This window comes from Microbacterium sp. NPDC057741 (assembly GCF_042798735.1).
Classification (GTDB): domain Bacteria; phylum Actinomycetota; class Actinomycetes; order Actinomycetales; family Microbacteriaceae; genus Microbacterium.
In genome coordinates this window covers 910,871-925,616 of record NZ_JBHVJW010000001.1, presented here as the reverse complement: position 1 = coordinate 925,616, position 14,746 = coordinate 910,871, and the positions used below count along the sequence as shown (strand labels likewise).

General features: G+C 69.7%; 11 protein-coding genes. 10 read left to right on the top strand and 1 reads right to left on the bottom strand.

Features of this window, described 5'->3' with window-relative positions; genetic code table 11:
• The first annotated feature begins 122 nt into the window (after positions 1-122).
• From ACFVDO_RS04490 to ACFVDO_RS04480, 3 genes are all read left to right on the top strand, one after another.
• Positions 123-2,093, top strand: coding sequence for a LuxR C-terminal-related transcriptional regulator (locus tag ACFVDO_RS04490; RefSeq protein WP_378857954.1), 1,971 nt, complete (start codon positions 123-125; stop codon positions 2,091-2,093).
• A 110-nt stretch (positions 2,094-2,203) separates the two neighbouring features.
• A complete protein-coding gene (locus tag ACFVDO_RS04485) occupies positions 2,204-4,783 on the top strand; it encodes a glycosyl hydrolase family 18 protein (protein WP_378857955.1) in 2,580 nt (859 codons plus the stop codon).
• A 122-nt stretch (positions 4,784-4,905) separates the two neighbouring features.
• Entirely contained in the window at positions 4,906-6,759 is a 1,854-nt protein-coding gene (locus ACFVDO_RS04480) for a glycosyl hydrolase family 18 protein (protein ID WP_378857956.1), read from the top strand.
• A 73-nt stretch (positions 6,760-6,832) separates the two neighbouring features.
• Here the strand turns inward: ACFVDO_RS04480 and ACFVDO_RS04475 are convergent, their stop codons facing one another.
• On the bottom strand, positions 6,833-7,732 hold the full coding sequence (locus tag ACFVDO_RS04475; RefSeq protein WP_378857957.1) for an A/G-specific adenine glycosylase: 900 nt from the start codon (positions 7,730-7,732) through the stop codon (positions 6,833-6,835).
• A gap of 44 nt (positions 7,733-7,776) precedes the next feature.
• Between ACFVDO_RS04475 and ACFVDO_RS04470 the strand changes: the two genes are divergently transcribed.
• From ACFVDO_RS04470 to ACFVDO_RS04440, 7 genes are all read left to right on the top strand, one after another.
• Complete coding sequence (locus ACFVDO_RS04470) at positions 7,777-8,430, top strand: hypothetical protein (protein WP_378857958.1); 654 nt, start codon at positions 7,777-7,779, stop codon at positions 8,428-8,430.
• A gap of 19 nt (positions 8,431-8,449) precedes the next feature.
• Positions 8,450-9,337 (top strand): tRNA pseudouridine(55) synthase TruB, encoded by an 888-nt coding sequence (gene truB / locus ACFVDO_RS04465; RefSeq protein WP_378857959.1) that lies wholly within the window; start codon positions 8,450-8,452, stop codon positions 9,335-9,337.
• Positions 9,334-9,702 carry a hypothetical protein gene (locus ACFVDO_RS04460; protein WP_378857960.1) on the top strand — a complete coding sequence of 123 codons (369 nt, stop codon included), beginning with the start codon at positions 9,334-9,336 and terminating at the stop codon, positions 9,700-9,702. The genes truB and ACFVDO_RS04460 overlap by 4 nt, the downstream gene beginning before the upstream one ends.
• Before the next feature lie 54 nt (positions 9,703-9,756).
• The gene (locus ACFVDO_RS04455; RefSeq protein WP_378857961.1) at positions 9,757-10,173 is read left to right on the top strand and encodes a hypothetical protein; all 417 of its coding nucleotides are present in this window, start codon (positions 9,757-9,759) and stop codon (positions 10,171-10,173) included.
• Positions 10,170-11,108 (top strand): bifunctional riboflavin kinase/FAD synthetase, encoded by a 939-nt coding sequence (locus tag ACFVDO_RS04450; protein WP_378857962.1) that lies wholly within the window; start codon positions 10,170-10,172, stop codon positions 11,106-11,108. Before ACFVDO_RS04455 ends, ACFVDO_RS04450 begins: the two co-directional genes overlap by 4 nt.
• 238 nt (positions 11,109-11,346) lie before the next feature.
• Positions 11,347-13,494, top strand: a complete 2,148-nt coding sequence (locus ACFVDO_RS04445; RefSeq protein ID WP_378857963.1) for a DEAD/DEAH box helicase — start codon at positions 11,347-11,349, stop codon at positions 13,492-13,494.
• A 219-nt stretch (positions 13,495-13,713) separates the two neighbouring features.
• Entirely contained in the window at positions 13,714-14,742 is a 1,029-nt protein-coding gene (locus ACFVDO_RS04440) for an ATP-dependent 6-phosphofructokinase (RefSeq protein ID WP_378857964.1), read from the top strand.
• The last annotated feature ends 4 nt before the right edge of the window (positions 14,743-14,746 follow it).

Below are 14,746 nucleotides of genomic sequence, written 5' to 3'. Positions count from 1 at the left end.
CCGATGAAGAGGGCGCGTGCTATTAGTTTGTAATCGGTGCTAACATTTTGCCCACGCGATCAGCGTTGTGATCGGAGGGCGATGTGGCCACGGTTTTCGCAGTACCCAGGAGCGTCCGCGCGGTGGTGACGGCGGGGCCGCCCGCCTCGCATCCGACGATCGCGCCGCACGTGCACGCGCAGCTCGTCGCCACGTGCTGCGGCGATGAGGACATCGCCGCAGAGGTCGCCGACGCACTCGCCCCCGAGCAGCGCACGGGTCTGAGCGCGCTGCCCGATCCGCTGCCGCTGGTCCCCGGCATCCGCTCCGTCATCGCTGCGGCGCTGCCCGCCAGCGACCTGCGCGTCCTGTTGATCGCCGCCGTCTGCGTCGATGATCGTGTCGACGTGCTGCTCGAAGCCGGCGGCATCGACATGGATCAACTCGTGCACTCCGCGGCCGGCGCCGCGCTCACACTGGTCGCCGGCCGATTCTGGTTCGCAGACCCGCGGGTGCGCATCTACGCGCACGAGTCGTCCGACCTCGGGGCCCGCACCGAGGCACACCGCGCGCTGGAGGAGGTCTACGTCGCGCGTGGCGAGGAGGAGCGGGCGCTCTGGCACCGCGCCCTCAGCCAGATGCAGGGCGACGGGACCCTGACCCGGCCCCTGCTGAGGATCGCGAACCGTGCGCTGGATGCCGGGCAGGCGGAGCGGGCGTACTCGATCGCCCGCGAGGCCGCGAGCCACGCGGATGCCGCGGATGTGGACGAGGCCCGCGTGACGGCGGGATGCGCGGCGCTGAGCGGCGGCTGGTTGGACGACGCGGTGGCATGGCTGACTCCGGTGATGGCGGGCGCGTGTCCGGATGCCCGCGCGGCGCGGGCGCTGTCGATCGCGACGACGCTTCGCTACGGGACAGCCCCGTCGCTGGCCGACGATGACCAGGAGGCGGCCGATCGTGACCTGCTCGCCGGGCACTGGGCGCGCATCGACATCTCGGTGCTCGAGCATGACGACCCGGTGCACGCACCGCTGCGCGCGGCCCTGCGCGCCGCGCTGCGTGGCGACGTCTCCGGCGGACTGCGCATCCTCGCCGTCGCGACGACACCGCAGCCGGTGAATGAGGACCCGGGCGCGCTCGGAGTGGCGCACGGACCGCTGCTGCGGGCGCATCGAGAGGTGCTGGCGGCGCTGCTGCGCACCTGGAACGGCGAATTGGGGGAGGCGCGCGCCGCACTGCAGCGCGCTGCTTCGGCAGTGCCGCTTGCGCTGCCCTTCGGCGGGCTGGCGATTCGCCTGGCGAGGCGCCTGGAGCTGGCCTGCGACGGTCGCACCGGTGAGCTCTCCGCCGTGCTCGAGGCCGTGTCGCCGTTGCCGCGCATGCAGGCGAGATCGGTGGAGCGGGCGATCGCCGCCTACCTCTCCGGTCGAAGCGACGAGGCATCCGTGCATCTGCGGATCTGGGCCGAGCGCGCGCCCCAGGGCTTCGAGGTCGGTCTGCCGGGTCTTGACGAAGTGGGTCCGCTGGATGTGCCCGTGCAGGTGCAGCCGCCCGAGGCCGCCCACGCCGGTGCCCTGCGCAGGCAGATCCGATCCACGGGCGCCGGCGCGACCGGACTCCAGCTCGAGGAGATCGCGGATGAGGCTATCCAGATCCGATCGCCGTTCGAACGCGGCCGGATCGAGGCGATGCTGGGAATCGTGGGCATGACCAGGGGCGACAGCGCTGCAGCGGCGAGGCACCTGCGCACGGCGATCGGCATGCTCGCGGACGCGGGGGCGGACGCGTGGCGCTGCGCCGCCGAGGCGCGACTCTCGAAGCTGGGGGAGCAGCCCATCATCGACGTGCACACTCCCACCACCCCGATCCCGGTGTGCACGGCCGACCCGCTGGGCGTGTGCCGCTCTGCCTGGCAGCCGATGCTCACCGGGCGGGAGCTGGAGATCGCGATGCTCATCGCCGAGGGGACGAGCAACCGCGACATCGCGGAGCGTCTGCATCTGTCGGTGCGCACGGTCGAGGTGCATGCGGGGCGGATCTTCCGCAAGTTCGAGGTGCGCACGAGGGGCGAGCTGACTGCGCTCGCGCACCGCACGAACCAGCACGTCTGACCGCTCCGCAGACAATGTGGAAACCACTGATGTGGGGCACCTTCTCCCGCCGATAGCGTCGGGCCAGCCCGATTCCCGGGCCTGCTGTCCGTTCGGAGAACAGGAGCCCCATGCACACTCGTCGATCCTCGTTCCGGCTTCGCGCCGGGGCGGTCATCAGCGCCGCGGTGGTGATCGCGGGCTTCGCGATAGCCACCGGCACGGCCTCCGCGGCGGAGCCGTGTCAGGCCCCCTGGGCGGGAGCCTCGGCATACTCCGGAGGGGCGCAGGTCTCGTACCAGGGCGCGAACTACAAGGCGAAGTGGTGGACCCAGAACGAGACCCCCGGCGCGAGCGCCTGGGGCGCCTGGGAGAACCTCGGCGCCTGTGGCGGCACCACGCCCACACCCGACCCGACTCCGACGCCGGACCCGACCCCGACGCCTGACCCCACGCCGACGCCGGACCCGACTCCCACGCCGACTCCGGATCCCGGCACTCCGTGGACCTCGAACCCGGATGAGAAGTGCCGTCCCGACGGCCTCTACCAGACCCCCGGTGTCGACGTCCCCTACTGCACGGTCTACGACCAGGCCGGCCGCGAGAAGCTGCCCAACGGCCTCGAGAACCGCGTCATCGGTTACTTCACCAGCTGGCGCACCGGCAAGAACGGGCAGCCGAGCTACCTTGCATCCGACATCCCGTGGACCAAGCTCAGCCACATCAACTACGCCTTCGCGCACATCGGCAGCGACAGCAGGGTGTCGGTGAACCAGGATGCCGCGGGCAACCCGGCCACCGACATGACCTGGCCCGGCCAGGCCGGTGCGGAGATGGACCCGGCGTACAAGTACACCGGTCATTTCAACCTGCTGAACAAATACAAGAAGCAGAACCCCGGTGTGAAGGCGCTCGTGTCCGTGGGCGGCTGGGCCGAGACCGGTGGGCACTTCGATGCCGACGGCAACCGCGTCGCCGACGGCGGTTTCTATACGCTGACCGACTCCCAGGCCAAGATCGACACCTTCGCCGACTCCGCGGTGCAGTTCATCCGCACCTACGGATTCGACGGCGTGGACATCGACTACGAGTACGCCAACAGCAACGGCAAGGCCGGCAGCCCGGATGACTTCGCGTACTCCGAGCCCCGTCGCGCGAAGCTCTGGGCCGGCTACCAGTCGCTCATGAAGACGCTGCGCGAGAAGCTCGACCGGGCCTCGGCCGCGGACGGCAAGGCTTACATGCTGACTGTCGCCGCCCCGGCATCCGGCTGGCTGCTGCGAGGTGCCGAGGCGCACCAGATCCTGCAGTACCTCGACTACGTGAACATCATGAGCTACGACCTGCACGGGTCGTGGAACAACTACGTGGGCGGCAACGGCGCGCTGTACGACGACGGCAAGGACCCCGAGCTCGCAGCCGGTGGCGTGTACAACGCGTACAGCAACATCGGGTACCTCAACACCGACTGGGCGTACCACTACTTCCGCGGCGCGATGCCGGCAGGCCGCATCAACGTCGGCGTGCCGTTCTACACCCGCGGCTGGGACGGCGTGCAGGGCGGTACGGACGGGCTCTATGGCACGGCACCGCTCGCCGACCAGACGAAGTGCCCGGCGGGCACGGGGCCGTCGCTCGGCGGTACGTCCAAGTGCGGCGCCGGTGCTGTCGGCATCAACAACCTGTGGCACGACCTGGACAAGTCGGGCGGCGAGGTCGGAGCGGGTGCGAACCCGATCTGGCACGTGCTGAACCTGGAGAAGGGCGTGGTCGGTGACTACACCGCCTCGTACGGTGCACCGACGACGATCAACGGCACCTACAGCCGTCATTTCGACCAGACCACGAAGGTGGAGTGGTGGTGGAACGCGCAGACGAAGACGTTCCTCTCCGGTGACGCCGACCAGGCGATCAAGGCGAAGGCGGACTACGTGGCCGACAACGGCATCGGCGGAATGATGATCTGGGAGCTCGCGGGAGACTACGGCTACAACCAGGCCAAGGGTCAGTACGAGATGGGCGAGACCCTGATCGACATCATCCACGACCGCCTGGCGGCCTCGAAGCCCTACGGCGCGACGAAGGCGAACGTCGCCATGCCGACCAAGGCGCTCGATCTGCAGGTCGGCTACAGCGACTTCGCGCTGGGCGACAACAACTATCCGATCAATCCGAAAGTGACCTTCACCAACAATGGGAAGACCGCCATCCCGGCGGGCGCGACGATCACCTTCGACACCGGCACCAGCGACACCGGCGCCATGGGCGAGCAGAACGGATGGGGCCTGACCAAGGTCGGAAGCGACCACACCGGCAGCAACGTCGGCGGCCTGAAGGGCGACTTCCACACCTATTCGCTGAAGGTGCCCGCGGGCGGCATCCCGGCCGGCGGATCGGCATGGACCAAGCTCAGCTGGCGGCTGCCGATGGCGCAGATCTCCAACCTGCGCGTCACGGTCGGCACCGAGACCTACGCCACGCTGTACGACCTGACGCGCGGCGCGACCCTCGTCGAGCCAGGTTCGGGGTCGAGCGGCGGAGGATCGGGCGGCGGCACCGGCACCTGCACTGCGCCGGCCTGGAGTGCGAGCTCGGTCTACACCGGCGGTCAGAAGGTCAGCTACGACGGCTCCGAGTACGCGGCCAAGTGGTGGACGCAGGGTGACAAGCCCGGCTCCGCCTCGGTCTGGGGCGACGGCGTTCGCTGCTGACGTCCACGTCCGCTGGACATCCGGGCGGCGCGTTTCCCTCCGCGCGCCGCCCGGATCAGGATTCCCGCTGATCGCGGGGTACGGAGCGGATGCCCGGCATCCGCCGAACAGGAAGAGAAGGTATGAAGAAGACCAGATCCCCCCGGCGCGGCATCGTCGCAGCGCTCGCGGGCGTGGCGGCTGCAGCGACGCTGGCCGCGGCTTTCGCGGTGCCGGCTGCCGCGGCCACACCCGCTGAGACCCCCGCGGCGAGCGACACCGGCAACGTAAACGGCTACCGCAACGTCGGCTACTTCGCCCAGTGGGGCGTGTACGGCCGCAACTTCAAGGTCAAGCAGATCGACGCCTCGGGTGCCGCAGACGACCTGACGCACATCAACTACTCGTTCGGCAACATCAACAACCAGACGCTGAAGTGCTTCATCGCGAACAAGGCACAGGGCGAGGGGCCGAACGGCTCCGACGGTGCAGGCGATGCCTGGGCCGACTTCGGCATGAGCTATGACGCCGCATCGTCGGTGTCCGGCAAGGCCGACACGTGGGACCAGCCGCTGGCGGGCTCGTTCAACCAGCTCAAGCAGCTCAAGGCGAAGCATCCGAACCTGAAGGTGCTGATCTCGCTCGGCGGCTGGACCTGGTCGAAGAACTTCTCCAAGGCGGCGGCGACGGATGCCTCTCGCAAGGCGTTCGTGTCGAGCTGTATCGACCTGTACATCAAGGGCAACCTGCCCGTGATCGACGGCCGCGGCGGCGCGGCCGCCGCGGCGGGCGTCTTCGACGGCGTCGACATCGACTGGGAGTGGCCCGGCAGCCAGAACGGCAATGTCGGCAACTACGTCGACGAGGTGAACGACAAGGCGAACTTCAAGGCTCTGCTCAAGGAGTTCCGCACTCAGCTCGACGCCTACGGTGCGACGAGCGGCAAGAAGTACCTGCTCTCGGCGTTCCTGCCCGCCAACCCGGATGACATCACAGCCGGCGGCTGGAACGACCCCGAGAACTTCAAGTCCCTCGACTACGGCAACGTGCAGGGCTACGACCTGCACGGCGCGTGGGACCCGGCGTTGACCGGGCACCAGGCGAACCTCTTCGACGACCCGAAGGACACCCGCGCACCGAACCGCCGGTTCAGCGCCGACAAGGCCGTGCAGATGTACCTGAAGGCGGGCATCGACCCGAAGCAGATCGGCCTCGGCATGGCCGCCTACGGTCGTGGCTGGAAGGGCGTCACCTCGGCTCAGCCGTGGAGCGCTGCCACCGGCGCCGCGCCAGGAACCTGGGAGGCCGGCAATGAGGACTACGACAAGCTGAAGAGCCTCGGCACCGAGTACTACGACGCCGCGACGGCTTCCGCCTGGCGCTACAACGGCGACCAGTGGTGGAGCTACGACAACAAGCAGTCCATCGAGCGCAAGGCGCAGTACACCCTGGACCTCGGCCTCGGCGGCGGCATGTTCTGGGAGCTCGACGGCGATCGCAACGGCGAGCTGATCGGCGCCTACGCCGACAGACTGCGCACCGGCACGCCGGGCGACGGCGACACCCCCGGCAACGGCGGCGGCACCGACCCCGGAACCGACCCCGGAACGGATCCGGGCACCGACCCCGGCACCTGCGCCGCGGCGGCCTGGTCCGCGACCGCGACGTACAGCGGCGGCGCGAAGGTCAGCTTCGAAGGTGCCGAGTACACGGCGAAGTGGTGGACGCAGGGCGACAAGCCCGGCACCAACGCCGTGTGGGAGAAGGCCGGCACGTGCGGCACCGACCCCGGCACGGATCCGGGAACCGATCCCGGCACCGACCCAGGCACGACTCCCGGCGCCTGCGCCGCTGCATGGAGCGCCGGAACCGCGTACCCCGGAGGCTCGACCGTGAGCTACAAGGGGTCCGATTACAAGGCGAAGTGGTGGACGCAGGGCGAGACCCCCGGCTCATCCCAGTGGGGTGCGTGGGAGCTCGTCGCCGCCTGCAGCTGATTCGCATCGCCTGACGCCGTGACACGGCGTGCGGATGCCCCGGGGATTCGGGTTTCCCGGGGCATCCATGCGTTCAGCGGGGGAGCAGCAGGTGATCGTCGGATGCCTCGACGAGGCCGTCTGCGATCAGCGAGTCGATCGCCCTGTCCCGCTGCACGCGGTCGGGCCAGTCCGCGAGCACGGCATCCGCAGGCATCCGATGATCCTGCGCGTGCCGCAGCGCGCGCAGGATACCGCCGCGCGTCTGCCGGTCCGAGCCCTCGTAGCGCGCCTGGCGGCGGCGCTCGTCGCCGGTGTCGGGACGACCTGCGGCGACCCAGGCGCAGGATGCCGCGATCGGGCATATCTCGCACCGGGGCGCGCGGGCCGTGCACACCACGGCCCCCAGCTCCATCGCGGCGGCGTTGAACACGGCGGCATCCGCGTCGTCTTCAGGCAGCAGCGCCGACATGCGGGTCAGGTCGGCCCGCGCCGGCGGAGCGGGCTGTGAGCGCCCGTCGACGGCCCTCGCGATCACCCGACGGGTGTTGGTGTCGACCACCGGATGCCGGTCGCCGTAACTGAACACGGCGACGGCGCGGGCTGTGTAGTCGCCGATGCCGGACAGCGCGAGCAGCGCGTCGACGTCACGTGGGACGACGCCGCCATGCCTCTCGACCACCTCGATCGCGGCGCGATGCAGCCAGAGCGCTCGCCGCGGGTAACCGAGGTTGGCCCACTGGTGCACCACCTCGGCCGGCGTCGCGGCAGCCTGCGCGGCAGGAGTCGGCCAGCGCTCCAGCCACTCCCGCAGGTGCGGGATGACACGGGTCACGGGCGTCTGCTGCAGCATGAACTCGCTGACCAGCGTGCCCCATGCGCCATAACGATCCGAGAACTCCGCTCGCCGCCAGGGCAGATCGCGGGCCTCGTGTGCGTACCATTCCAGCAGAGCTGGGCGCCACGCGGCGGGGGGAGTCGCGGGCGTGGGCATCCAGCCAGCCTATCGAGGGGCACGGCTGCGACGGAGGGCGAGCCATGAACACGACGAAGGGAAGGCGCACCGCAGCGATGCTGGGCGCGCTGGCGCTGGCGGTCGCGCTGGCAGGATGCGGCACGGTGTCGCCGACGAGCACCACTGCGCCGCCGCCGACGTCGGTGGCGTCGCCGACGCCGTCGCCGATCGAGACGCAGCACACCGACGCCGACCCGGCCGACGTGCGCACCTGGACGATCACCGAGCAGGGCATGGGGCCCGTGCAGCTGGACGAGCTCTTCGCCGACGCTGTCGCGGGCGTGCCGAATTGGACTGTCGACCAGAACTGCACCTGGGCGGCGTTCCGGAATGATCAGGCGACCGGCGTCACGGTGTACTTCGCGCGCAGCAGCGACATCAGCGACGGGAACGTCACGACGATCGAGACGGAGTCCAGTACCGACACGGTGAAGCCGGCTGACGGCCCGCGCACCGCCGACGGCCTGGGCCTCGGATCCAGCCGCGACGAGGTGCTCGCAGCCCACCCGGATGCAGCCGTGCAGAAGCCGACCGTCGGCGACGGCGCGCTGCTGCGCGTGGGGCCGGCGGGGCCGGGCCAGGGTGCCATCTTCTTCTCGTTCCGCGCCGGAGAGGACACGGTGAGTGCGGTGACGGTCACCTCGCGCGACGAGCCGCCGTACGAGGTCTGCGGCTGACTCGCCGTAGGCTTGTGGGATGGTCTCGCCCGGAATCCTTCTCGTCGACAAGCCAGGCGGGCTCACCAGCCATGACGTCGTGGCGCGCGTGCGCCGTGCCTTCGGCACCCGCAAGGTGGGGCATGCCGGCACACTCGACCCGATGGCCACAGGTCTCCTCGTCATCGGCATCGAGGGCGCGACCCGGCTGCTGACGTACATCGTCGGCGCCGACAAGACCTATGAGGCGACGATCCGTCTCGGTCAGGCGACGACCACCGACGACGCCGAGGGCGAGATCGTCTCCACGACGGATACCGGGGATGTGCCGGCATCCGCGATCGAGGCCGGCATCGCCGCGCTGACCGGCGAGATCTCGCAGGTCCCCAGTGCTGTCTCGGCCATCAAGGTCGACGGGCGCCGGGCATATGACCGTGTCCGCGCGGGGGAGCAGGTCGAACTCGCCGCCCGCGAGGTGACCGTCTCGCGCTTCGAGGTGCTGGCGGAGCGCCGCACCGACGGGGGCATCGACCTCGACGTGATCGTGGACTGCTCGTCGGGCACCTACATCCGTGCACTGGCCAGGGATCTCGGCGCAGGACTGGGTGTCGGCGGGCATCTCACCGCGCTCCGCCGCAGCCGGGTCGGCCGCTTCGATGTCGCGGACGCCGTGACCATCGACCAACTGGCCGAGGCCGAGCCGATGACCCCGGCCGCGGCGGCCGAACGCGTGCTGCCGGTGCTCGCCGTCACTGCTGACGAGGCGCGCGACCTGCGGCACGGCAAGCGTCTCGGCGGGCAGGCACCGCGACTGACCGCGCCGCTGGCCGCCGCGATCGACCCCGACGACCTCCTGGTCGGGGTGGTCGAGGCACGCGGCAAGGACCTGAAGAGCGCCATGAACATGCCCGAGGAGGCATCCCGATGATCCTGTGGTTCACGATCGTGCAGATCGCGCTCGCCTGTGCGTCCGGGCTGTTCTGCCTGATCGCCGGCTTCGCCGGCCGCAGGCCGAGCGATTGGACCGTGGGCAGCCTCGCCGTCGTCGAGCTGCTGCTGCTCGTGCAGGTGGTCGTCGCCATCATCGCGCCGCTCGCAGGCAACCCGCCCTCAGGTGATCTCCTCGAGTTCTGGGTCTACCTTGTCGCTGCGGTGCTGCTGCCGCTGGGCGGCGTCGCCTGGGCGCTGCTGGAGCGCAGCCGCTGGAGCACCGTCATCCTCGGCGTCGTCGGCTTCTCGCTGGCGATCATGCTGTGGCGCATGCAGACCATCTGGACGATCCAGGTCGCCTGACGGCTCCTGAGCGAGCGCAGCGAGACGAAGGACGCCTCTAAACTGGAACACGCCATGACCAACACTGTTTCGAGCGCCCGCATGACGGGCGTCGGCCGCGTCCTCGTGATCGTCTACGCCGTGATGGCGCTGGGTGCCACGGGACGCAGCTTCGTGCAGATCGTCCGCAGGTTCGACGAGGCGCCGCTGGCGTACACGCTGTCGGCGCTGGCCGCCGTGGTGTACATCCTGGCGACTCTTGCGCTGATCAACGCAGGCAAGCCGGGCTGGTACACGGTCGCCTGGGTGGCGATCGTCTTCGAGCTGGTCGGCGTGCTGGTGGTCGGCACGCTCAGCCTTGTCGAGCCGCAGCTGTTCGGGCACGACTCGGTGTGGTCGTACTTCGGCATGGGGTACGTGTTCATCCCGCTCGTGCTGCCGATCTGCGGCCTGTGGTGGCTGCGCACCCACCGTCCGGCGGTCGCGTCATGATCGTGTTCCGCGGCACGGAGGACGTGCCGGCCGACTTCGGCCCCTCGGTCGTCGCGATCGGCAAGTTCGACGGCGTGCACATCGGTCACCAGGCCGTCATCCGGCAGATGCAGGAGGACGCGGAGGCATCCGGCGCCCGCACCGTCGCCGTGACCTTCGATCGCAATCCGCTCGCGCTGCTTCGTCCGGAGATCTGCCCGGAGAGCGTCGTCGATCTGGAGCGCAAGCTCGAACTGCTCGCCGGCACGGGCATCGACGCGACGCTCGTGCTCACCTTCGACCGGGAGCTGTCATCGCGCGAGCCCGCGGACTTCGTCACCGGCATCCTGGTCGATGCGCTGCACGTGCGCACGGTGCTGGTCGGCGCGGACTTCCGCTTCGGACGCGGGGGAGCGGGCACACCAGAGCTGCTCCGCGAGCTCGGCGCGAAGCAGGGCTTCACGGTCGACGTGGTCGAGGACGTGTTCCTGCCCGGCTCCGACCGGCGCGTGTCGTCGACCTGGGTGCGCGAACTGCTCGATGCCGGTGACGTCGCCCAGGCCGCACAGGTGCTGGGTCGACCGGTTTCGGTGACAGGGGAGGTGGTGCACGGTCTCAAGCGCGGGCGAGAGCTGGGCTTCCCGACAGCGAACCTCTCCGAGACGGTCGATGCCCTGGTTCCCGCAGACGGCATCTACGCCGGCTGGCTGGTCGACGGCGACAGGCGGTACCCGTCCGCGATCTCGGTCGGCACCAACCCGACCTTCGATGATGTGGCGCGACGGCAGGTCGAGGCGCACGTGCTCGGTGAGACCGGCCTGGACCTTTACGGCCACCATGTCACCGTCGAGTTCGCCGAGCGTCTGCGCGGCATGGTCGCGTTCGAGGGGATCGACGCGCTGATCGCCCAGATCGACGCGGATGTCGCCGCCGCGAAACGGCTGCTCGGCGTCTGACACACGGCCTGTCGCGGCGCCGGAACCGCGTGATGGCGTAGACTTAGGCGCGGATTCCCGCCCGAGCGCATCTGCTGCGCATCGGCGCCGGCGATCCGGAGGTCGCGGGGGCATCGGCCCGAATGCGCAGTCGCCATGCGAATACGCATCCGGTGAGGTCCGTTCCGGCAGCACGCCGCCCGCGGACGACAGGTACGGCCGAGCATCCTCGGCACGGATATCTCAGCTCAGGAGGAGCATGCCGACCACGGCGACCGCCGCCCCGCGGCGAAAGAAGACGTCCCGTCGCGATGACGAGGCGCCTCTGATCCCGATCCTCGCGCGCAAGGTGCGTGAGATCGAGGCGAAGGCCCAGCGCGGAAAGCTCGGGCCCACCAATCGTGTCAAGTTCCAGGTCATCGCCTTCCTGGTGCGCGAGGAGCGCGCCAGGGTGAAGGCCGACCCCGAACTGTCCGACTCGGCGCGCGCGGAACTGCTGAAGCGCCTCGACGGCGTGGCGACCATCCTCGCGAAGACCGCCGCGCGCGACACCTCACTGATCCAGCTGCTCGAGGCCGACCAGGCCACGAGCCCCGTGGCCAAGCGGATGCGCCGGGACTGGCTGCTCGAATCGGGTGCGGAGCTCGCGCCCGAGGAGCTCGTCATCACCGACATCGCTCCGGTGCGCCAGACCACCGTGGTCTCGGCCGCGCTCGCCGAGAAGCAGGTCACCCCGCCCTCGGTCGAGGCCCGCCAGCTCTCGAACCCCTTCCTCGCACCGGATCTCACGCCGCGCCCGGCCTCCACGCCGCGCCGCCGCCTGGACGGCTGGGAGCTGATGGGCCCGCTCTACAAGGCGTTCGAGTCCGGTGCCGGCGGGGGAGCGGCCACCATGGAGCTGCCGCCGGTGCCCGAGTACGACCACATCTCGCCCAAGGGCCGCGAGGTCATGGTGCACCAGTCGCGGTTCATCGAGTCCGTGCGCGCCGGCCACCGCAGCTTCCTGCTCGCCGATGAGCCCGGCCTCGGCAAGACCGCGCAGTCGGTGCTCGCGGCATCCGTCGCCGAGGCGTACCCGCTGCTGGTCGTCGTCCCCAACGTCGTGAAGATGAACTGGGCCCGCGAGGTCGAGCTGTGGACGCCTCAGCGCCGCGCCGCGGTCATCCAGGGCGACGGCACCGACATCGACGCGTTCGCCGACGTGTTCATCGTGAACTACGAGATCCTCGACCGGCACCTGTCCTGGCTCAGCTCGATCGGCCTGAAGGGCATGGTCGTCGACGAGGCGCACTTCATCAAGAACCTCTCCTCGCAGCGCTCGCAGAACGTGCTGGCACTGGCCTCCCGCATCCGCGACCGCGAGCGCGACCCGCTCATGCTCGCCCTCACCGGAACGCCGCTGATCAACGACGTCGAGGACTTCGACGCGATCTGGCGCTTCCTCGGTTGGACCAACGGCGAGAAGCCGGAGCCGGCGCTGATGGAGAAGCTGGATGCCACGGGGCTCACCCCGGCCGACAAGTCGTTCTACGCCGAGGCCCGCGAGGCCGTCATCTCCATGGGAATCGTGCGGCGCAAGAAGAAGGACGTCGCCGCCGATCTGCCCGACAAGCTGATCGCCGACCTGCCGGTGCAGCTGGACGACGAGTTCGGCCGCGGCATCCGCGAGGCGGAGCGCGAGCTGGGCCAGCGGATGGCGGCGAAGTACCGCCGCATCGTCGAGGCGCGCGCCGCCGCGCACGGACCTTCGGATGCCGGTGAGATCGACGACGACATCGTCCGTCTGGTCGCGCACAACGAGCTCGAGGAGTCCAAGGCCGCAGGCACCGGCGGAGACAACGTCTTCACGATGGTGCGCCGCATCGGTCAGGCCAAGGCGCAGCTCGCCGCCGACTACGCCGCTCAGCTGCAGCGCTCGGTCGAGAAGGTCGTGTTCTTCGCCAAGCACATCGACGTCATGGACCAGGCCGAGGCGCACTTCGCGGCATCCGGCATCAAGGCGGTCTCCATCCGCGGTGACCAGACCACCCCGGCCCGCCAGGCTGCGATCGACGCGTTCAACACCGACCCGGCCGTCGGCATCGCGGTGTGCTCGCTCACCGCCGCCGGCGTGGGCGTGAACCTGCAGGCGGCCTCGAACGTCGTGCTCGCGGAGCTCAGCTGGACCGCGGCCGAGCAGACCCAGGCGATCGACCGAGTGCACCGCATCGGTCAGGACGAGCCGGTCACCGCGTGGCGCATCATCGCCGCGCACACGATCGATACCAAGATCGCCGAGCTCATCGACCAGAAGCAGGGCCTGGCCGGCCGTGCGCTGGACGGCGAGAACATCGAACCGGGAAGCACGGAGTCCGTGCAGCTCGGCGCGCTCATGCACCTGCTGCGCGAGGCGCTGCAGGGCGCCTGACGTCACAAGCCGTTCAGAGGGCGTTAAGAACAAATGTTCTTGACGCCCTCTGGCGTTGGATATCGACAGGATCTCGCAAGATCGTCGTTTCGGCCCGATGCGCCCCGCAAGATTCCCGGTTTTCGGTCACTTCGAATGGCATCGGATGCCGCCGCCCACTAGGGTCGGAAGCAGGCAGCGTCGCCTTTACCCTTTCCCCCGAAGCATGAAGGCAGCAGCATGAAGATCGGCATTCTGACCAGCGGTGGCGACTGCCCCGGACTGAACGCAGTCATCCGCGGCATCGTGCTCAAGGGCACCACCGCCTACGATCTCGAGTTCGTCGGCATCCGCGACGGCTGGCGCGGCGTGGTCGACGGCGACTTCTTCCCGCTCACCCGGCACGAGGTCAAGGGCCTGTCGAAGGTCGGCGGCACCATCCTCGGCACCAGCCGCACCAACCCCTACGAGGGCGAGCGCGGCGGCGCCGAGAACATCGCGAAGACTCTGTACGGGCACCGCATCGACGGCATCATCGCGATCGGCGGCGAGGGCACCCTGGCGGCGGCCGACCGCCTCGCCAAGGACGGCATCAACGTGATCGGCGTGCCGAAGACCATCGACAACGACCTGCGCGCCACCGACTACTCCTTCGGCTTCGACACCGCCGTCAACATCGCCACCGAGGCGATGGACCGGCTGCGCACCACCGGTGACTCGCACCAGCGCTGCATGGTCGCCGAGGTCATGGGCCGGCACGTGGGCTGGATCGCCCTGCACGCCGGCATGGCCGCCGGTGCGCACGCCATCCTCATCCCCGAGGTCCCGCAGACCCTCGACGAGATCGCCGCTCTGGTGACCAGCGCCCACGATCGCGGTCGCGCACCGCTCGTCGTCGTGTCCGAGGGGTTCAAGCTCGAGGGCATGGACGAGGCCTACAGCGACAAGGGGCTCGACGCGTTCAACCGCCCCCGCCTCGGCGGCATCGGCGACCGGCTCGCGCCCGAGATCGAGCGCATCACCGGCATCGAGACGCGGGCGACCATCCTCGGTCACATCCAGCGCGGCGGCTCACCCTCCGGGTTCGACCGCGTGCTCGCAACCCGGCTCGGCCTGCACGCCGCCGACGCGATCGTCGACGGCGCCTGGGGGCAGATGGTGGCCATGCAGGGCACCGACATCGTGCGCGTCCCGTTCGAGGACGCCCTCGGCGAGCTGAACACCGTGCCGCGCAGCCGCTATGACGAGGCCGCGGCGCTCTTCGGCTGAGCAG

Excerpts from the sequence above, each read along its gene's own strand:
- ACFVDO_RS04480 (WP_378857956.1), top strand. The coding sequence starts at position 4,906 with ATGAAGAAGACCAGATCCCCCCGGCGCGGCATCGTCGCAGCGCTCGCG.
- ACFVDO_RS04475 (WP_378857957.1), bottom strand. The coding sequence starts at position 7,732 with ATGCCCACGCCCGCGACTCCCCCCGCCGCGTGGCGCCCAGCTCTGCTG.
- ACFVDO_RS04440 (WP_378857964.1), top strand. The coding sequence starts at position 13,714 with ATGAAGATCGGCATTCTGACCAGCGGTGGCGACTGCCCCGGACTGAAC.
- ACFVDO_RS04460 (WP_378857960.1), top strand. The coding sequence starts at position 9,334 with ATGATCCTGTGGTTCACGATCGTGCAGATCGCGCTCGCCTGTGCGTCC.
- truB (WP_378857959.1), top strand. The coding sequence starts at position 8,450 with ATGGTCTCGCCCGGAATCCTTCTCGTCGACAAGCCAGGCGGGCTCACC.
- ACFVDO_RS04485 (WP_378857955.1), top strand. The coding sequence starts at position 2,204 with ATGCACACTCGTCGATCCTCGTTCCGGCTTCGCGCCGGGGCGGTCATC.
- ACFVDO_RS04445 (WP_378857963.1), top strand. The coding sequence starts at position 11,347 with ATGCCGACCACGGCGACCGCCGCCCCGCGGCGAAAGAAGACGTCCCGT.
- ACFVDO_RS04450 (WP_378857962.1), top strand. The coding sequence starts at position 10,170 with ATGATCGTGTTCCGCGGCACGGAGGACGTGCCGGCCGACTTCGGCCCC.
- ACFVDO_RS04455 (WP_378857961.1), top strand. The coding sequence starts at position 9,757 with ATGACCAACACTGTTTCGAGCGCCCGCATGACGGGCGTCGGCCGCGTC.
- ACFVDO_RS04470 (WP_378857958.1), top strand. The coding sequence starts at position 7,777 with ATGAACACGACGAAGGGAAGGCGCACCGCAGCGATGCTGGGCGCGCTG.